The sequence below is a fragment of the Bacillus sp. GW823-FHT06A10 genome (assembly GCF_058795375.1).
In genome coordinates, this window is record NZ_JBXAHT010000001.1 from 327176 (window position 1) to 347360 (window position 20185).

The 20185-nt window shown below is 36.2% G+C and carries 18 protein-coding genes; 15 read left to right on the forward strand and 3 right to left on the reverse strand.

Annotation, left to right across the window (positions count from 1 at the left end; all coding sequences use genetic code 11):
- Nucleotides 1-68: 68 nt before the first annotated feature.
- The 6 genes from AC1Q8M_RS01715 to AC1Q8M_RS01740 all read left to right on the forward strand — a co-directional run bounded on the left by AC1Q8M_RS01715 (nucleotide 69) and on the right by AC1Q8M_RS01740 (nucleotide 8818).
- Nucleotides 69-2186 carry a transglycosylase domain-containing protein gene (locus tag AC1Q8M_RS01715; RefSeq protein ID WP_053565068.1) on the forward strand — a complete coding sequence of 706 codons (2118 nt, stop codon included), beginning with the start codon at nucleotides 69-71 and terminating at the stop codon, nucleotides 2184-2186.
- A 177-nt stretch (nucleotides 2187-2363) separates the two neighbouring features.
- Nucleotides 2364-3410, forward strand: a complete 1047-nt coding sequence (hemE, locus tag AC1Q8M_RS01720; protein WP_000252604.1) for a uroporphyrinogen decarboxylase — start codon at nucleotides 2364-2366, stop codon at nucleotides 3408-3410.
- A gap of 14 nt (nucleotides 3411-3424) precedes the next feature.
- Nucleotides 3425-4360: a ferrochelatase gene (gene hemH, locus AC1Q8M_RS01725; RefSeq protein WP_000726775.1), complete on the forward strand. Its 936-nt coding sequence runs from the start codon at nucleotides 3425-3427 to the stop codon at nucleotides 4358-4360.
- A gap of 19 nt (nucleotides 4361-4379) precedes the next feature.
- Entirely contained in the window at nucleotides 4380-5807 is a 1428-nt protein-coding gene (gene hemY / locus AC1Q8M_RS01730; RefSeq protein WP_098329483.1) for a protoporphyrinogen oxidase, read from the forward strand.
- A 213-nt stretch (nucleotides 5808-6020) separates the two neighbouring features.
- Nucleotides 6021-8387, forward strand: coding sequence for a DUF6359 domain-containing protein (locus AC1Q8M_RS01735; RefSeq protein WP_097996939.1), 2367 nt, complete (start codon nucleotides 6021-6023; stop codon nucleotides 8385-8387).
- 131 nt (nucleotides 8388-8518) lie between these two features.
- On the forward strand, nucleotides 8519-8818 hold the full coding sequence (locus tag AC1Q8M_RS01740) for a hypothetical protein (protein WP_001176841.1): 300 nt from the start codon (nucleotides 8519-8521) through the stop codon (nucleotides 8816-8818).
- Nucleotides 8819-8903: 85 nt separating this feature from the next.
- On the opposite strand, the gene AC1Q8M_RS01745 is transcribed toward AC1Q8M_RS01740, so the two are convergent.
- Nucleotides 8904-9758 (reverse strand): hypothetical protein, encoded by an 855-nt coding sequence (locus AC1Q8M_RS01745; RefSeq protein WP_000984164.1) that lies wholly within the window; start codon nucleotides 9756-9758, stop codon nucleotides 8904-8906.
- A 229-nt stretch (nucleotides 9759-9987) separates the two neighbouring features.
- Here AC1Q8M_RS01745 and AC1Q8M_RS01750 point away from each other — a divergent pair, with 229 nt between their 5' ends.
- From AC1Q8M_RS01750 to AC1Q8M_RS01775, 6 genes are all read left to right on the forward strand, one after another.
- Nucleotides 9988-10389, forward strand: coding sequence for a BlaI/MecI/CopY family transcriptional regulator (locus AC1Q8M_RS01750; RefSeq protein WP_000184509.1), 402 nt, complete (start codon nucleotides 9988-9990; stop codon nucleotides 10387-10389).
- Nucleotides 10390-10391: 2 nt separating this feature from the next.
- Nucleotides 10392-12341 (forward strand): M56 family metallopeptidase, encoded by a 1950-nt coding sequence (locus AC1Q8M_RS01755; protein ID WP_097925331.1) that lies wholly within the window; start codon nucleotides 10392-10394, stop codon nucleotides 12339-12341.
- A gap of 271 nt (nucleotides 12342-12612) precedes the next feature.
- Entirely contained in the window at nucleotides 12613-13185 is a 573-nt protein-coding gene (locus AC1Q8M_RS01760) for a TetR/AcrR family transcriptional regulator (RefSeq protein WP_000963381.1), read from the forward strand.
- 218 nt (nucleotides 13186-13403) lie between these two features.
- Nucleotides 13404-16175: a YhgE/Pip domain-containing protein gene (locus tag AC1Q8M_RS01765; RefSeq protein WP_098365575.1), complete on the forward strand. Its 2772-nt coding sequence runs from the start codon at nucleotides 13404-13406 to the stop codon at nucleotides 16173-16175.
- A gap of 142 nt (nucleotides 16176-16317) precedes the next feature.
- The gene (locus AC1Q8M_RS01770; protein WP_098365576.1) at nucleotides 16318-16530 is read left to right on the forward strand and encodes a hypothetical protein; all 213 of its coding nucleotides are present in this window, start codon (nucleotides 16318-16320) and stop codon (nucleotides 16528-16530) included.
- A gap of 3 nt (nucleotides 16531-16533) precedes the next feature.
- Nucleotides 16534-16839 carry a DUF2087 domain-containing protein gene (locus AC1Q8M_RS01775; protein WP_000140289.1) on the forward strand — a complete coding sequence of 102 codons (306 nt, stop codon included), beginning with the start codon at nucleotides 16534-16536 and terminating at the stop codon, nucleotides 16837-16839.
- Between the two features lie 26 nt (nucleotides 16840-16865).
- Here AC1Q8M_RS01775 and AC1Q8M_RS01780 read toward each other — a convergent pair whose 3' ends face one another.
- A complete protein-coding gene (locus AC1Q8M_RS01780; protein ID WP_097925337.1) occupies nucleotides 16866-17219 on the reverse strand; it encodes a PH domain-containing protein in 354 nt (117 codons plus the stop codon).
- Nucleotides 17220-17352: 133 nt separating this feature from the next.
- Here AC1Q8M_RS01780 and AC1Q8M_RS01785 point away from each other — a divergent pair, with 133 nt between their 5' ends.
- Together AC1Q8M_RS01785 and AC1Q8M_RS01790 are read left to right on the forward strand one after the other, a co-directional pair.
- Nucleotides 17353-17862, forward strand: a complete 510-nt coding sequence (locus AC1Q8M_RS01785; RefSeq protein WP_061660105.1) for a GNAT family N-acetyltransferase — start codon at nucleotides 17353-17355, stop codon at nucleotides 17860-17862.
- A 194-nt stretch (nucleotides 17863-18056) separates the two neighbouring features.
- On the forward strand, nucleotides 18057-19070 hold the full coding sequence (locus tag AC1Q8M_RS01790) for a LacI family DNA-binding transcriptional regulator (protein ID WP_000103711.1): 1014 nt from the start codon (nucleotides 18057-18059) through the stop codon (nucleotides 19068-19070).
- Nucleotides 19071-19109: 39 nt separating this feature from the next.
- Here AC1Q8M_RS01790 and yhfH read toward each other — a convergent pair whose 3' ends face one another.
- The gene (yhfH, locus tag AC1Q8M_RS01795) at nucleotides 19110-19238 is read right to left on the reverse strand and encodes a protein YhfH (protein WP_000567010.1); all 129 of its coding nucleotides are present in this window, start codon (nucleotides 19236-19238) and stop codon (nucleotides 19110-19112) included.
- Between the two features lie 203 nt (nucleotides 19239-19441).
- On the opposite strand from yhfH, the gene AC1Q8M_RS01800 reads away from it, so the two are divergent.
- Complete coding sequence (locus AC1Q8M_RS01800; RefSeq protein ID WP_000784671.1) at nucleotides 19442-20176, forward strand: MBL fold metallo-hydrolase; 735 nt, start codon at nucleotides 19442-19444, stop codon at nucleotides 20174-20176.
- Nucleotides 20177-20185: the final 9 nt, after the last annotated feature.

Consider the following 20185-nt stretch of genomic DNA (forward strand, 5'->3'; position numbering starts at 1 on the left):
ATTATATACATAAAGATACTTCTTTTTCAAATAATAAATGTACCATCATTTGGAAAGAAGGACGATGTATGAAGAAAGTAAAGTGGACTTTATTAGGCGGCGTCGCAACGTTTGTAGTAGCAATTGTACTCTATAAACTTATCGTGTTAGCTGGTGGCTATATGATGGATGAAAAGCAGCTCGTTTTCCACTCTTCATCACGTATTGTTGACCAGAAAGGAAAAGAAATTACGAAATTATACGTAGAAAATAGGGAACTCGTACCAGTCGAGCAAATTCCGAAGTATGTGCAGCAAGCGTTTGTTGCGGTGGAAGATTCTCGTTTTTATGAGCATCAAGGAATTGATTATCCGTCTATATTCCGGGCTCTTTATAAAGATACGTTAGCTGGAGAAAAGGTAGAGGGCGGTAGTACCATTACGCAGCAACTCGCTAAAAATGTCTTTTTAACTCGTGAAAAAACATTTACGCGCAAATTGAAGGAAGTCGCAATCTCTCTTCAATTAGAGCAAAAATATACGAAGCAACAAATTCTTGAAATGTATATGAATCATATTTATTTTGGTCATGGGGCTTACGGTATTCAAGCGGCAGCAAAGTTGTATTTTAATAAAAATGTTGAGGATTTAACGGTAGAGGAAGGGGCAATGCTTGCAGGCCTTCCGAAGTCACCAAACGGATATTCACCGTACTACTCTGCAGAGAAGAGTAAGGAACGCCGCGATCTCGTGTTGTCACTTATGCATAAACAAGGCTATTTGACTGCCGAAGAAAGCGTTCGCTATCAAGGAAAGACAATTGCTCTTTATAAAAACTTAGATGAGAATGAACTCGCATATATGCCGTATATTGATATGGTCATAGATGAAGCCGCTCGTTTATACGGGTTGTCTCATCAAGAAGTACTTCGCGGAGGATATACGTTTGTCGTACCTATGGATGAAAAGATTCAAAAGGTAGCATATAACCAGTTTCAAGATGCAAGGAATTTTCCTGGGAAAGAAGAAGGGGCGCAAGGTGCTTTCTTATTAATGGATAATCGTACGGGAGGGATTAAAGCGGCGATTGGGGGAAGAAAGTACGTCCCGAGAGGATTTAATCGTGTTTTTGCCAAAAGGCAGCCCGGATCTGTTTTAAAACCACTTATCGTTTATGCACCAGCACTAGAAACGAAAAAGTATAATCCGTATTCTTTATTAACAAATGAAAGAAATTCTTTTGAAGGGTATGAACCTCGAAATTATAATCATGAGTATTCAAAAGAAATGACGATGTATGATGCGATTTTAGAGTCGGCAAACGTACCAGCAGTTTCTTTATTAAATGAGTTAGGGGTAGAAGAAGGAAAGCAGTATTTAGAAAAAGGAAATGTCCATATTGCAGATGCTGGTTTAAGTACAGCGCTTGGCGGATTGAAAAATGGCGTTTCAACATTTGATCTTGTAAAAATGTATCGTTCATTTTTAGCAAATGGAAATATTATCGAGCCACACGTTATTGATAAAGTATTAAATAGACACGGTGCAGTCATTGGGGAATCTCCAAAAGTAGAGACGAAAATCTTCTCGAAGCAGACAGCATGGTATATGACGAAAATGTTAGAAGGAGTTGTGAAGGAAGGAACAGCGAGAGTTGGTGTATATAACGGTGCGTTAGCTGGGAAAACAGGTACAACTTCATTGCCAAATGACGATAAGGGAGCAAGAGATATGTGGTTCGTCGGCTATACACCGAACTTAGTAGGCGCTGTTTGGATTGGTTATGACCGCACGGATAAGGAGCATCAGTTGCAAGGAGAAAGTGCATCTGCGACAAAATTATTTAAGAAAATTTTAACGAAGGCTAATGTAGAGCATAAAGAGAAGTTTATGAAGCCTGAAGGTGTGGAAACAATCGGTGCTCCGATTCGGCTGCGAAGAATTGAAGATGTAAAAATGAAACTATCATTTAGCCCTTTCGGTTTATTTAAAGCAAAATTAAGCTGGACGCCACTTCCAGATAACAGAATTATGTACCGAATCTATAGAGTGGAGAATGGAATTCATACGCATGTTAGCACTGTAAATGGTGCTGGGGAATATGAGGAAAAGTTCGTTAACATATTTTCAAAACCGAGCTTTTACGTTGTACCATATAATACACAAACGAATCGTGAAGGAGAAAAGTCGAAAGTAGCTAAACCATAGTTTTTCTCTGTGCTATAATAAGAATGTTGTGAAAATAGTAAACGTTTTTAAGAGTGTTTGTGTCAATTTAATGAACAACGTACATAATATTATGCATTTTGTTTTTACAAGCTGTATAGTAAAAAAAGATAAATATCGAACGTATTCGAAGCATTGGTAAGGAAGGGAGCAAGGGTCTTGGTAAGAACTATAAATGAGACATTTTTAAAAGCATGTAGGGGGGAACGTACCGATTATGTACCAGCATGGTATATGCGTCAAGCAGGTCGTTCACAGCCGGAATATAGAAAGATTAAAGAAAAGTATTCTTTATTTGAAATTACACACAATCCAGAGTTATGTGCTTACGTTACAAAATTGCCAGTTGATCAATATAACGTAGACGCAGCAATTCTTTATAAAGATATTATGTCACCACTACCTGCAATTGGTGTGGATGTAGAAATTAAATCAGGTATTGGCCCAGTTATTGATAATCCAATCCGTTCTTTACAAGACGTAGAAAAACTAGGGGAAATCAATCCAGAAGATGACGTACCGTACATACTAGATACAATTCGTTTATTAACGACAGAAATGTTAGACGTACCGTTAATCGGTTTTTCAGGAGCTCCATTTACATTAGCGAGCTATATGATTGAAGGCGGTCCATCTCGTAACTACCATAATACGAAAGCGTTCATGTATGCAGAGCCAAAAGCTTGGTTCGCTTTAATGGATAAACTAGCAGATATGGTTATTACATATTTAAAGGCGCAAATTAATGCAGGAGCAAAAGCAGTTCAAATTTTCGATTCTTGGGTTGGAACAGTAAATGTAGCAGATTATCGCGTATTTATTAAACCAGCAATGGAGCGTATTTTTGCAGAAGTTCGTAAGATGGGTGTACCGATGATTATGCACGGCGTAGGAGCTGCACACTTAGTGAATGAGTGGCACGACTTACCGCTTGATGTAGTCGGCTTAGACTGGCGCTTACCGATTGAAGAAGCACGTGCACGTGGCGTTCATAAGGCGGTACAAGGTAATATGGACCCTTCATTCTTACTTGCGCCATGGTCTGTTATTGAAGAACATGTAAAAGGTATTTTAGATCAAGGGATGGAACAGCCGGGTTATATCTTTAACTTAGGTCACGGTGTATTCCCAGAAGTAAATCCAGATACATTAAAACGTTTAACTACATTTATTCATGAATACTCTAAAGGGCAGTTAGCGAAGTAAAGGAGAATTGCTGTATGAAAAAGAAAATTGGTTTGCTTGTAATGGCATACGGAACGCCATATAAAGAAGAAGATATTGAACGTTACTATACACATATTCGTAGAGGAAGAAAGCCAAGTCCTGAAATGCTGGAAGATTTAACAGAGCGTTACCGTGCAATTGGTGGTATTTCTCCTTTAGCTACTATTACATTAGAGCAAGCTAAGAAGTTAGAGAAGCGTTTAAATGAAGTACAAGATGAAGTAGAGTACCATATGTATCTTGGCTTAAAACATATTGAACCGTTTATTGAAGATGCGGTGAAAGATATGCATAACGACGGAATACAAGATGCAATCGCACTTGTTCTTGCACCTCACTATTCTACTTTTAGCGTGAAATCATACGTTGGACGAGCACAAGAAGAAGCTGAGAAACTTGGAAACTTAACAATTCACGGTATTGATAGCTGGTATAAAGAGCCGAAATTCATCCAGTACTGGGTCGATGCAGTGAAAGGTATATATAACGGCATGTCAGACGCAGAGCGTGAAAAAGCAGTACTAATCGTATCTGCACACAGCCTACCAGAGAAAATTATTGCAATGGGCGATCCATATCCAGATCAATTAAATGAAACAGCTGATTACATCGCGCGTGGCGCTGAAGTAGCAAACTATGCGGTAGGCTGGCAAAGTGCAGGAAACACACCAGATCCTTGGATTGGTCCAGATGTACAAGATTTAACGAGAGAACTAAATGAAAAGCACGGTTATACTTCATTCGTATATGCACCAGTTGGATTTGTTGCGGAACATTTAGAAGTTTTATATGACAACGACTTTGAGTGTAAAGTTGTAACGGATGAAATTGGCGCGAAATATTATCGTCCAGAAATGCCAAATGCATCGGACGCATTTATTGATTGCTTAACAGATGTTGTATTAAAGAAAAAAGAATCTGTACTGTAAGAAGAAAGGGGGAGCCTGCTTGAGGAAAAAAGTTGTGATCGTCGGCGGAGGCATCACTGGATTAACAACAATGTATAATTTACAAAAAAATATTCATGAAAAAAACTTGCCGATTGATACATTACTTATAGAAGCATCGGGTAAACTTGGCGGAAAAATTCAAACCGTTCGAAAAGATGGATTTACAATTGAACGCGGACCGGATTCTTTCTTAGCACGAAAAGAAAGTGCAGCTAGATTAGTGAAAGAATTAGGTCTTGGCGATGAACTTGTAAATAATCAAGCCGGTCAATCATTTATCCTCGTAAACAATCGGTTACATAAAATGCCGAGCGGATCAATGATGGGAATTCCAACGCAAATTACGCCGTTTCTATTTTCCGGGCTGTTCTCCCCAATTGGTAAATTAAGAGCTGGTTTTGATCTATTAATGCCGAGGTCAAAGCCAGTATCTGACCAATCACTCGGACAATTTTTCAGACATCGCCTCGGAAACGAAGTGGTTGAAAACTTAATAGAACCGTTACTATCAGGTATTTATGCAGGGGATATTGATGAAATGAGCTTAATGTCAACATTCCCGCAAATGTATCAAATTGAGCAGAAACATCGCAGTATTTCACTCGGTATGCGTACGCTCGCTCCGAAAGAAGAGAAAGCTGAACCGAAAAAAGGAATCTTCCAAACAGTGAAAACAGGTTTAGAATCTATCGTAGAATCTCTCGAAGCAAAGATGCATGAAGGTACGATAATAAAGGGAACTCGCATTGAAAAAGTTGCAAAACAGGGTGATGGTTATACGATTACTCTTAGTAACGGAAAAGAAATAGAAGCGGACGCCATCGTAGTGGCAACTTCGCATAAAGTATTGCCGTCCATGTTTGCTCAGTACAAGCAGTTTCGTTTCTTCCGTAATATTCCATCCACATCCGTTGCGAATGTCGCACTTGCTTTCCAAAAGTCCGCAATCCAGCGCGATATTAATGGTACAGGATTTGTCGTATCACGAAATAGCGATTACACCATTACAGCATGTACGTGGACGCATAAAAAATGGCCACATACAACGCCAGAAGGAAAAACACTCCTTCGCTGTTACGTTGGACGTGCTGGTGATGAAGCGGTTGTAGAACAAACTGAAGAAGAACTCGTTCAGCTTGTACTAGAAGATTTAAGAAAGACAATGGATATTACAGAGGATCCAGAGTTTACAATCGTAAGTCGCTGGAAAGAAGCGATGCCCCAATATACAGTAGGTCATAACGAGCGAATGAAAAAGCTCACAACATTTATGGAGAAAGAGTTACCTGGTATATATTTGGCAGGTAGCTCCTATGCTGGTGCTGGACTTCCAGATTGTATTAATCAAGGTGAGTTGGCAGCGAAACGTGTGCTGGCACATATTGAAAAAATAGTAGAATGTGAACGAGAAGCTTTAAATGTATAAAAAACTCCTACTTCACTAATGAAGTAGGAGTTTTTTATTGGAAAATAGGTGTTTGTACTGTCCATATTCCACCTGTTTTTAACGTAAGTAATTTTTTGTTTTAAACTTATAGCTGAGATTAATTTTTTGTAAAATTTGTCGAAATATAGTTCTATATAACGAATCATTTGTTATGATAGAAATGCTGAGAAAATATGAAATAGGGAGAGGAAAATGGCTGTGAAGAAATTGTTAAGCGTCTTTTTATCATTCTTGCTATTGCTTTCATTTACTGGAACTTTAGCGCAAGCAGAAGAAACTGCTTCTATGTCAGTAGAAAAAGCAATTCAAGTATTTAAGCAGCAAGGGAAAACGAAGGGGATTGTGGAAGGATATATTGTTGGATATACGCAAAGTTCTTCTAAATATACGAAGGATCCAGCTAAGTTTGATGATACAAACGTAGCAATTGCAGATTCGCCAAACGAAACGAATCCAGACAAAATCATGCCCGTTCAGTTGCCAAAAGGTGATGTGAGAACGGCAGTGAATGTAAAAGATCACCCTGAAAATATCGGGAAAAAAGTTAGTTTGACTGGGACTCTTGAATTATATTTTAGTAACCCAGGTCTAAAATCAGTAACAGCTTATAAGTTTCAAGGTGAAGGACAAAATCGTGTTAGCGATGTAGTAGCTTCGCCGAACGGCGGAGAAGTTGCTAAAGGAACAGCGGTAACATTAACGACGAATACAGAAGGCGCAACAATCTACTATACGTTAGATGGCTCTAATCCTACTAATAAAAGCGTTCGTTATAATGGACAAATTATAGTGAATGAAAATAGTGTAGTGAAAGCAATCGCAGAAAAAGAAGGACTTACTTCTTCAGCAATTTCGACATTTTCATTTATTATCGTAAATAATGAACAGGTTCGTATTCATGACATTCAAGGAAAATCACATATGTCTCCTTACAACGGGAAGAAAGTAAACAATGTGGAAGGCGTTGTCACAGCGCTTGATAAAAACGGCTTTTATATAGAAGATAATCAGCCAGATAATGATCCAGCTACTTCAGAAGGTATGTACGTATATAAAAAAGATGCGAATGTAGCAGTAGGAGATCTTATTCAAGTTGATGGAGTAGTAGAAGAATATGTAGGAGCAGGATATGCAGAGCGATTTGAAACAGACTTAACGACGACAGAAATTAAGGCGAGTCGCGTTGCTGTAATCGCAAAAGATCAATCTTTGCCGGCACCGATTGTACTTGGAGAAAACGGTGTGAAAATCCCGGACCAGATTATTGATAATGATGCATTTGGTTTATTTGATCCAAATGAAGATGCAATCGACTTCTATGAAAGTATAGAAGGTATGCGTGTTACGATGCCAACACCAAAAATTATTACACCTCAGAAAAACGGGAATTTATATGTAACAGTAAAAAATGGTGGAGATAAAATAGTAACACAATATGGGACACCTCTATTAGATGAAAATCAATTAAACCCAGAGCGTCTTTCTGTAAAAGTACCTCGCGATTATGTAGCAAAAGTAGGAGATACTTTCACTGGAGATATAACAGGGGTAGTAGGATATGATTACGGTTCTTTCCGTATTTCGCCAATAACAGAACTGCCAGCTGTAGTGGATGGTGGATTTAAGCAAGTAGGCGCAAATATTCAGCCACGTCTTGATAAGTTAACGGTTGCTACATATAACATTGAAAACTTCTCAGCGAATAAAAAAGAAACAACAGATGAAAAGGTAAAAGCGTTAGCGTATTCTATTAAATACAACTTAAAAATGCCAGATATTATCGGTGTAGAGGAAATGCAAGATAATAACGGATCAATTAATGACGGTACAACAGATGCGTCATTAAGCGCAAAACGTATCATTGATGCAGTTCTAGAAATTCGTGGACCGAAGTATGAGTATGTAGAAATCGCTCCAAACAATAATCAAGACGGAGGAGCACCAGGAGCGAATATTCGCGTCGGCTTCTTCTATAATCCATCACGCGTGAAATTAGCGACGGTACCAAAGTTACTTGATAAAAATGTTGTTCGTATTGGAGACGAAAATCCATTATTTGAAAGTACACGTAAACCGTTAGCGGCAGAATTTACGTTCCAAGGACAAAACATTGTTGTCGTTGCAAATCACTTAAACTCAAAACTAGGAGATGCAACGCCATTTGGAAAAGTGCAGCCGCTCGTATTAAAAAGTGAAGACAAACGAATTCAGTTAGCACAAGAAGTAAATCATTTCGTGCAAGGAATTCAGAAAAAGAATACGAATGCACCAGTTGTCGTGTTAGGTGATATGAACGATTTCGAGTTCTCTAAACCACTAAAAGCACTAGAGGGAACAATCTTAAAAGATATGTTAAACACAGTGCCGAAAGAGAATCGTTACACTTACATTCACGAAGGAAATGCACAAGTGTTAGATCATATTTTAGTAACAAACAACATCGCACCGCACACAATTGTAGATCCAGTGCACTTAAACTCAAACATAATGAAAGAGCACGGACGTGTAAGCGACCATGACCCAGTACTTGCTCAAATTGATTTGAAGAAAGCTTCTTAAAGAAAGGAACGCTTAGGTGACTAAGCGTTCTTTTTTTTCATTGTTATAGAATAGTATAAAGAGATGATTCCTTTTTTTATAATCTAATGATAAAATTAATTGAATATTTAGTTTTTTTAAGGGGGACAACAATGCAGTTACAAATAAATGGAAAGTTAATGAATCAGCTTGCAATTTTTTTTAGTACGATCGTCATGCTTCAGTTTGTAGCTGATATAACAGGACTTACAAGCAATCTAGATATTACGTATAACTTAATTAATACAGCAGCTTCTTATATAACATTTAGTTTGGCGGTTATTTTCACTTTAATAGGTGCAAGAAGAGAATTAAGTAAATATGCAATTATTTTATTATGTTCAGTGGTAGGTATTAAAGCAATTTATTTTGCGGTGTTCGTTATCTTATGGGGATTGGCAGGTACACCGTAAAGGGGAGGATGATTATATGTAATGATAATAAGAGCGTAATTCTCTATGTTAACTTAGGGAATTACGCTCTTATTCGTTCAATGATTTAGTCTGAAATTACTTGAAACGCCTTTCTACACCGCTCTCTTTTTTGCAACCTTCTTCTATATTTTTTTCTATCACGTTTTACTCCTTGTATATACATGATTAAGCTAACGAGGAGGAAGAAAGTGCATTGCATCGTTAAAATATACGGAGACATGCCATGCAACGGTTGTTTTGGGTCATATAAATGAAAAGGCGCTCCGCCTATTGTAGGGAATATCGTATTTAGCAGGACGTATGGAATGGAGGCAACTGCAAATGGGAAAAGAATCGCCATATAGTCCTTTTGTGACCACGCAGATGCTGCAAGTCCTAAAAGGGCCATTAAACCTGCAAATAAAAAATTAATTCCGATATATACAGCAATGTAAGTGAGGGGAGATTCGTAATATAAGTTTGCAAACATCCCATTATCATTTATAATGCCTGAACCAGCAGTCGGTTCTCCGTCTGGAATGGTTAATTTGCAAAATAATAACGATAAGATGAATGGAAATGTATAAAGAAATCCGCCACAAAAGAATGTAACGATATATTTCGTTACTGAATAAGGGAACAAAGAAATCCCTTTACTTACAAACGGTTTAAAACCATCTGATTTATCCGAATTGTAACTTGTACTAAAGGGGAAACTAGCAATAACGGGCATTAATAATAAATAAACATCCATTTCATTGTCGCGAAATCCAATCCATTTAACAGCTGTTGTTACAAAGGCATCCGTTCCATCCCCAATGTAACGAATTACATAATAATAATGGTAAATAAAAATAAGAGCTAGTCCACTAAACATAATAATTAAAGAAACACGATTACAAAAAGCTTGCTTTATATTTAAACGAAGCGCACGCATCATGACTGAAAAAGCCTCCACTATTTTGATAAACTTGTCTATTTTCTATATTACTATTAATTGTAAAGATTTTCTTGTTTTTTTATTTGATTATTTGAAAAAGAGGAATTTTGTTGTTGTGAAGTAAGGTTTAGCTGAAAGGGATTTTTCTAAAATATGGTTGACAATTAAGTATTACATTTGTAATCTTAATTATAGATTACAAATGTAATACTTAGGAGTGAAACATACGATGACAAATCAATTACCTAAAATATCTGAAGCGGAATTAGAAATTATGAAAGTACTTTGGTCGAGTTCTCCGCAAACAGCGAATGAAATTATAGAAGAACTGGAAGATGCAATGGACTGGAAACCGAAAACAATCCGCACATTAATTAATCGATTAGTACAAAAAGAAGCCGTTTCTTATCATCAAGATAAAGGGCGAATGTATGCTTATTATCCGTTAGTATCACAAGATAATTATTTGCAAGTGGAAACGAAATCTTTACTAAAGCGTTTTTGCGGTGCAGCGTTTAAACCGTTACTTGTTAATTTTTTAAAAGAGGAAAAATTGTCTTCAGAAGATATTAATGAACTGAAACGCATTTTAGATGAGAAGACAGAGGAGAATAAGAGGAAGGATCGATAAAAATGATAAACACGCTTATAAATGTATACCTTCCTCATTTTTTTGATTGGCTTATAGAAACGTCACTTATGGCCAGCATATTAGTTGGATTTATTTTATGTATAAAAGTTCTATTTAGAAATAAATTAACACCCCGGTGGCAATATATGTTGTGGATCGTATTAATGATAAGACTCCTTTTACCATGGTCGCCAGATAGCTCTTATAGCATTTACTCATTACTTTCCTATAGTTCTAGTGTATCGGAAGTTATTCCAAAAAATATGCCGGCTACTGAGAATATAGTGAACATAGAAAGCGACCGTAAAGTGGAATTGGAATCAAATCCTAAAATGGTGACAAAAACTAGCGAACCGGAAGTAGAAGTCAGTTCGGAAAAACAGACTACATTTTCTTTATACAAACTTGCTTTGTATGTGTGGCTAGCTGGGGTAATTGTATTAGCAGCCATCACGTTTCTTACAAATAGACGGTTATATTCGTACATAAAGAAACAACCGGATATTACGGATGAACAGGTCATTACAGTGTTTGATCGCTGTAAGCAGTCTATGAAAATGAAGAAGGCAGTTTCATTACGTCTAGCAGGAAAGATTGCGAGCCCAACTGTGTTTAGTTTCTTTCGTCCGAAAGTATTACTATCAAAAAAACATATGAAAGTATTAAATGAGCAACAATTACAATATGTCTTTTACCATGAGTTAGCTCATATTAAGAGAAAAGATGTAGCTGTAAATTGGATTATGTACAGTTTAATCCTATTAAATTGGTTCAATCCGATTCTTTGGTACGCCTATTTTTGTATGCGAGAAGATCAAGAATTGGCATGTGATGCATATGCGCTTACTTTCATAGATAAAGAGGAGCAAATTGCATACGGATATACAATTATTACCCTTCTAGAACATTATTCCTATCAAGTACCAAGCCTAGCAAATTTAAGTAGAAATAAACGAACACTAAAAAGGAGAATCATTATGATTAAAAAATTCCAAAAGAAATCGTATCGTCTTTCTTTACTCGGAGTGATTGCTATAGCAGCTATAGCGGGCGGATTTTTATTAAATGCAAGGATAACTGAGGGAGATGAAAGACAGAAAGAAAAAGTTGTAGAAAAAAAGCAATCTAAAGCGGCATTTGAAAAAGCGATAGAAACAGTATTAGGTACACCGGAGAATGCAAGTAGAGAATGGGGGATGTCAATAACGTCATATAAAAAGAATACAGATTTTTTGTATTTGGCAGAAAAGAATTTTACAAAAGAAGAATTTGAGCAGTATGTTCGATTATTTAAGGAAGCGCAAGAAATTCATAAAAAAGCAATGGTTAAGAAAAATGTGCCTGAGAATTATGATGGAGATACAAAGGAATATAAACCTGAACGCTTGAAGAAAGCTGATCAAGAAAGACTAGCTACTATTGAGAAGACATTAAAACCGCTTGGAGATAAGCTGGAGAAGTCTTTAACATATACTATAGAAGAAGCGAAAGAACATGTACCGTATCAAATTAAGCAGCCGACTTATATACCTGAAGGTTATGAATTAAAGAGAGAATGGGCTGACTCATATTTTGGAAGAGATGTAGAATTAGTTATTAAATCAGAATATACAAAAGGAAAATATGGTTTTACAATTTACCAGTCAAGGATGTATATGGATGGTAATGTTAATGGTGGTAAGGATCCGCTACACTATATGATGCCTGGAGTAGAGAATCTAGAAAGTTATAGTTTAGATGGGAAAGGAATGGTATATAATAAATCTTCTCATGGAGAGGGGAAGTTAAGAGGCCTTAAAATGTTTGTACCAGCACAAGGTAAGAATAGTGAGTATCAAATTGTCATAGTGAATGATATTTTTACAAGAGATACAAAGATATACGAAGAGATAATCGATGATGAGCTAACTAAGAAAGAAATGGAGAAAATATTACTTTCTATGTCAAAATAAAAGGCAGTGTTCTTAAACTTTTAGTTTTAAGAACACTGTCTATTTTATTAAATTTCTAGTGGGATCTAGCCAGCAATTATTATGAATATATTCTAGCTTTCCATACAAGTATACTTTTTGATACACTATGGACAGTATGATATAACTTGACTGAAATCTTTTATACTGGAAATAATAAAAAGAGAACTTGTATAGAATGTAAGCGTGTGGTAATATCAAAGATGTACTGATTGACTATATTATCCAATTGGTCATTTTTGGAGGTGACAATGTGGCGATAGATCGAAAACGTTCTATTATTGAAGCTGCAACAAAGTCTTTTTCAGCGTTCGGTTATAAAGCAACAACGATGGATCAAGTAGCGAAGTTAGCGAATGTAGGAAAAGGAACGATTTATACTTTTTTCAAAAATAAAGAAGAGCTATTTGGTGAAATTATTTCTAATTTAATTACAGAAATGAAGCAAGTTGCAGAAAGTGCAATTCGTTCAGATGTTTCATTTTTTGAAAATGTACATAGAGCATTATATAGCATCTTGGAATTTAGAAAAGAACATCAGCTCATGATTAAATTAATTCAAGAAGAGCGCGATATGGGAACGAAAGAAGTACAAGAAGTTATGCAACAAGTTGATGTGGAAATCGTTTCTGTTATTCAATCGTATTTAAAGATTGCGATTGAAAAAGGTGAAATTAGCAAATGTGATCCAGAAATTACAGCATTTATTATGCTTCGTCTATATGTATCGCTTATTTTTGATTGGGAAAAAAATCATGAACCGCTAGAAAAAGAAAAAATTGCAGAGTTATTTGAACTTTATTTACTAAAAGGATTGTCAAACTAAGATAATCCTTTTAATTTTATAAAAAAATGACCGAATGAACAATGTGGTCATATATTTAAGTTGAGGGGGGGATATAGAAAAATTATAATCATAATGAGAAAAAGTTGCATAGTAATAAATTCGGGGATAAGGCATATGTATGAACAAGTATAGCCTTTTTGTTTGGGTAAAAATGACTATATGAACATTTTGGTCATTTTATAAAAGGGGGAGAAATTATGAAAGGGAATCAGTTACTTCGGAAAGAGTTCACGGAAATTATAAAAAGTAAAAAAATATTAATTCCAATTATTGCGGTCTTATTCGTACCGATTTTATATGCAGGGATGTTTTTGTGGGCCTTTTGGGATCCGTATAAACAGTTAGATGACTTACCAGTTGCAGTAGTCAATTTAGATAAAGGCGCAGTATTTGATGGGAAACCAATTGAGGTCGGAAAAGGGCTCGTTGATAATTTAAAAGATAATAAAAATTTTAAATGGGAGTTCGTAAGTGAAAAAGAAGCAAAGAAAGGAATGGAAGGTAGAAAGTATTACATGTTAGTGCGCATTCCAGATGACTTCTCAAGTAACGCTACAACGTTATTAAAAGACAATCCAAAGCGATTAAACTTAGAATACATTCCAAACGAAAGTTTAAACTTCTTATCTTCACAAATTGGAGGAACAGCCATTGAAAAGATTAAAACTGAAGTATCAAGCACGTTAACGAAAACATATGCAGAGAAAATGTTCGATTCTATTAAAGACGTCTCAAAAGGATTAGCAGATGGAGCGGAAGGGGCAAGTAAACTACACGACGGATCAAGTGAATTGCATGATGGTTCAAGTAAAGTGACGGATGGCCTTCATACACTTCAAGGGAAGTCTGGGGAGATACAGACAGGTGTAGGGAAACTATTTGATGGATCTGGGAAAGTAACAGCAGGTTTAAATACGTTAAATAGCAAAACAGGTGAAATGCAAATAGGTATTGGGAAATTAGTAGATGGGTCAGGAAAAGTAACGAACGGTTTAAATACGTTAAATAGTAAAACAAGTGAGATGCAAGCAGGTATCGGAAAATTAGTAGATGGATCAGGAAAAGTAACAGACGGTTTAAATACGTTAAATAGCAAAACGGGTGAAATGCAAAAAGGAATTGGTGAATTGCATGATGGATCTGAGAAAGTGACCGGTGGTTTGAATAAATTAGTAAGTAAATCCGGTGAATTAAAAACAGGAACAACTGATCTATCAAATGGTATGGAACAACTGGTTGGGGGACAAAACCAATTAGAGGTAGCTTCTGAAAAAATTGAAAAGGGTTTGCAAGATTTAAATAGTAAAGTGAAAAGTTCTGCTGCAGGTTTAGAGGAAATACAGTCGAAAGGCCCTTCTATATTGAATACAGTAAATGAGAAAATAGATGGAGCTGGGGCGAATGTAAATCAGTTAAATGAACTTACACAATCAACAGCAGGAGATGCCAAAAATGCAGCACAAGAGGTAGCGAATTTACAAAAGCAAATTGAAAGTTTACCGAAAGAATATCAAGAGCAGTTACAACCATTCATAACAAGTGCTGTAAAAAGTACAGCGACAGTTCAGCAAAAAGCTGCCGGAGTAGCAGGTGGAACAAATAAATTAAATGAAGAAGTAAAACAATTAAAAAGCGAAATAAATCAAAAAACAGGTGATGGACAAAGCAAACTGCCGAATGCAGCGGAATTACAATCCTTAACTGCTGGTATTGAGCAATTATCCAGTGCACAAAAAGGATTTGTTGGAAAATTTCAAGGGTTTGGTGCGAAGTTAAATACTGCTAAAGAAGGCGCAAATAAATTTAAAAACGAGTCTGGTCAATTAATAGATGCGATAAATCAATTAGCAGATGGCTCTGGTCAAGTAACAACAGGCTTAGACACATTATCTGCAGGAGCAAATCAAATGGCAGGTGGTGTAAATCAATTAGCAGATGGATCAAGCCAAGTAACAGGCGGCCTAGGTCAATTATCTGCAGGAGCAAACCAAATGGCAGGTGGAGTAAATCAATTAGCAGATGGATCAAACCAAGTAACAGGCGGTTTAGGTACATTATCTGTAGGAGCAAATCAAATGGCAGGTGGAGTAAATCAATTAGCAGATGGCTCCGGTCAAGTAACAACAGGCTTAGGTACATTATCAAATGGCTCAACCCAGCTAATTGACGGCGTAAATAAACTAGCAGACGGCTCAGGAAAAGTAACTGATGGACTAGTGAAAGTAAACGATGGTTCAGGTGAACTTGCTGAGAAACTTGGGGAAGGGGCAGAGAAAACTGGGGAAGTAAAAGGGACAGATAAAACGTATGATATGTTTGCAAGTCCTGTAAAAGTGAAGACAGAGAAAATGGCGGAAGTTCCTAACTACGGAACTGGATTTACGCCGTATTTCTTATCACTCGGTTTATTTGTTGGGGCATTATTATTATCTATCGTATACCCATTACGCGATACAGTTGGCGTTCCGAAATCAGGATTTAGTTGGTTTATTAGTAAGTTCGGCGTGTTACTATCAGTCGGTATTATTCAAGCGATAGTAGCAGATGTTATATTACTGTTCGGATTGGGTGTAGAAGTACAAAGCATTCCATACTTCATACTCTTTAGTATCATTACAAGTTTAGCGTTTATCGCATTAATTCAATGTTTAGTAACAGTTTTTGGTGATGCAGGTCGTTTTATCGCCATCATTACATTAATTATGCAGCTTACAACAAGTGCTGGAACATTCCCGTTAGAGTTGATTCCGAAGTTTTTACAACCATTCAATGCTTGGTTACCGATGACATACTCTGTATCAGGATTGAAAGCGGTCGTATCGAGTGGAGACTTTAACTTCATGTGGCAAAACATAGGAATGCTCATGATCTTTATCGTTGTATTATCACTTGGAACAATCGCCTCCTTAACTTTGATGCACAAACGACAATTTAAAAATGTTGCGGAAAATCAATCGGTTGAAGCGTAAAAAAAGCACCTTTTTGGTGCTTTTTTATTTTAATAGAGGGCATTTTTTCCTTAGTTCATCTATAAATCTTTCTAAAAGCTATAGAAACGAAAGAAAAGGAATTACAACAATTTACAGAGAAACATAGGGTAGAGGAGTTGATATGATGAGAGGCAATCTTACTTATTATTTTATCGTAAATCCGCTAATCATCTTTCTTATTTATGCCCTTTCACCTATATTGTTTGATAAAGAAGTATATACAAGTATGAAAGATGCATTTGGAATACTTACGTTCTACTATGTGTTAATGGGTGGATATTACTTTATTGATATTTTAAGTGAAAAGATAAAGAAAAAAAGTGATGGAGGATAAAAAATGACTGAAAGTGAAATGAAATTCCGCGATACGACCATTCGTAACTTTTTCGATAAAGAGGATCGTTTAAAATCGATTCCAGGTCAAAAGAAGAAAAAACTAGTATTGTTGGAGCATTTAATAAGCAAGTTAAATGCTGAAAATCAATATACAGAAAAAGAAATTAATACATTTATAAAACAATATCATGATGATTTTTGTACAATTAGACGTGAATTTATTGTACAGGGGTTTATGGATAGAGAGGATAATATGTACCGTATAAACGGGAGAGAAGTTTGGACGAAGTGGGAGGAGTTAAAATAATGAATCAGCGAGGGGATCCCCGCTGATTATAAGCCTGTGCTAGTCTTGCTGTTTCTTTGTAGTAAGTCTATGAACGCTTCAACATTCGAACTTGTAATGTATCCAAGCGTTATATATTCATCTTCATAGTAAAATATTATTTTTTTGTCAAAGATTCTTCTCTTCGTTTCTACGGATAATATTTTTTCATAATTAAATTCGGCAATGAATGTGTTTTTATATTGGCTAAAAAAGAGAAGTCTTCTATTAGTAGCAAGTAACATGCCACGATATGGGACTTTATGCGTAATCATATAGCCAGTAAGTGAACATTTTAAAGTAGATAAAATCTTTTCTTCTTTATGTAATAGTTGTTTTGCAGCTGTTAATATTGGATTCATTGCATACATTCCTTTTATTTTGATGTATGAATATTGTATCAAGAGTAAAAAGATTCTCAATATGTAATATTGCATATTGGGCGTTTTATAGTTTTAATATTATTTTTAAAAAGAAAAAGTACGAGGTGATTCAATGATACGGTTAGTAAAAGAGACTGATGCAGAAGCAATTATGAATATTAGAAAAGAAATTATATTATCGGAAACTACTACAAAATTTTTCATAGTATCCCCAAAGAAGTTACCGAATGATAGTAATGCAGAAAGAGAAAAGATACGGAAAAGTAATGAGAAAGGTAATCTTTATATCGTGTATGAAGTAGACAGGAAGGTAGTTGGATTTTTAATTTTCAACCGATATGAACTAGAACGGTTACAACACGCAGGCACAATGGGAATGGGGATTAAAGAGGCGTATTGTAATCAAGGCATCGGCACGAAATTAATTGAATTTCTTATTAGTTGGGCGAAAGGGCAGAAAGGTTTAGAGAAAATTTGCTTAGGTGTAGTTTCTGTTAATGATCGGGCAATTAAAGTGTACAAACGTATGGGTTTTGTAGAAGAAGGGAGACAACGAAAGCAAATAAAGTATGAAGATGGATCATATGGAGATGACGTATTGATGGGGTTTTATATTGAATAAAGGATATATGGTATTAAGAAAAGGAATGTACATAACGTAAATCTCTAAAAGTAGTATATTGCCCCTGCATTAACAGACTTTTTCCTATGTATAATATTAATATAGTAAAATCATAACAACCGATATTGCAGTTTCCAATAATATACTATATAATCAATTTAAGAAAACGTTTTCATGCAAAGGGGGAGAATTTCGTGTCGACTATAGAGGACGTGGCGAAATTAGCGGGGTTATCAAGGACAACGGTTTCTAGGGTGATTAATAATCATCCATATGTTTCAGATGAGAAGAAAAAAAGGGTTCAATTAGCAATGAAGCATTTAGGCTTCGTTCCTAATTCTGCGGCGAGAAGGCTTCGTAAACAAAAAACGGAAACAATTGCGGTGCTAGTTCCAAGGATTACAAATCCTTTCTTCAGTAGATTTATTGAAGCAATCGAGATTGCTGCTTCTGAACATAAATATAAACTGATTATTTGTCAAACAAGATATTTACCGGAAAAAGAGATGGAGTATTTACAATTATTATCTACGAAACAAGTAGATGGGATTATTCTATGTTCACTAGAAAATCCGTGGGAAGATGTAGAGCCATACTTACAGCACGGTCCAATCGTGTTGTGTAATGAATATATTGAGGAAGCAAATATTCCAACAGTGAAGTTTGATCATGCGCAAGGAGCATACATAGCTGCGAAGCATGTGTTAGATCAAGGATATCGTAATCTTATTTTTTGCCGTGGTAACGAAACCAAATTAGTTAGCCAGCAGCGAAAAATGGGCTTTTTACGTGCAATAACTGAGAAGAGCCGCCAAGTAGAAGCGATTGACTTTCTTGAAAACGCTTTCTCTTGGGAAGATGGAAAACGAATATTCCATGAAGTATTAAAGGACAAAAAAAATCCTACCGCGATTTTGGCAGGAGGCGATGAGGTAGCAGCTGGAATTATCTCAGAGGCGAAGCACCATAACTGGAGCATTCCAGAGGATCTCGCTGTTATCGGTTTTGATAATCAAATATTATCGCAGATTACAGAACCAGGTATTACGACAATTGAACAGCCAATTGATGAAATGGCCCGAAAAGTTGTCGATCTGATGATGGATAAAATCCATACGAAAAATTATCGAAAAAAAGAATTGTATGAGTTTGAACTGGAGCTCTTGGTGAAAGGTTCAACGATGAAGGATAAGATGTTATTAGCCTAGTAGACTATGTCTGCTAGGTTTTTTTATGTTCACAAACTACTATTCTTCGTGAACGCAATCGTCACATTTGTTATGGTATGCTTCGTGTTGCTCATCAATTTCTTTCCCACAGTGCGCACAAGTTTTCGTCGGTAAATTTCTGAAAAACTCCATTGGTTGATCGATCATGTCAATCCCTCCATTTCCATTTCTTACTATTATTGTATTAGTACAAAAAATAAAAGTCAACAACTGTTTTATAACAAAATTGAAAATTAATGAAAAAGTTTAGGAAATGGATTATAGTTAACAATGTAGGATGTAAGTAAAAAACTTTCTCAAGTACGGAGAAAAACTGCATTCCTACTCGGTTTTAGAAAGGATGGATACATATGAAAATGACTGTTGTCGGCTTTTGGGGCGGCTTTCCAGAAGCGGGAGAAGCAACGTCGGGGTATTTGTTTGAACACGATGGTTTTCGTTTACTTGTAGACTGTGGTAGTGGTGTACTAGCACAGCTTCAAAAATATATAACACCATCTGATATAGATGCAGTTGTACTGTCACACTATCATCACGATCATGTTGCGGACATTGGGGTATTGCAATATGCGAGATTAATTACGAGTGCGACAACAAGGCAACTACCGGAATTACCAATATACGGTCATACGTTTGACGAGAATGGATTCCATTCTTTAACACATGAACCACATACGAAAGGAATCGCGTACAATCCAGAAGAAACACTTCAAGTTGGACCGTTCTCGATTTCGTTCTTAAAAACTGTTCATCCTGTTACATGCTTTGCGATGCGTATTACAGCTGGAGATGATGCTGTAGTATACAGCGCTGATTCAAGTTATATTCCTGAATTCATTCCATTCACAAAAGATGCTGATCTTTTCATTTGTGAGTGTAATATGTATGCACATCAAGAGGCTGCAAAAGCAGGGCATATGAATAGTACAGAAGTAGCAAGTATTGCAAAAGATGCGAATGTAAAAGAACTTTTATTAACGCACTTACCGCATACAGGCAACCCATCTGATTTAGTAACAGAAGCAAAACAAATTTTCAGTGGCCATATTACGCTAGCGCATAGTGGCTACGTATGGAACTCATGAGGTGATACG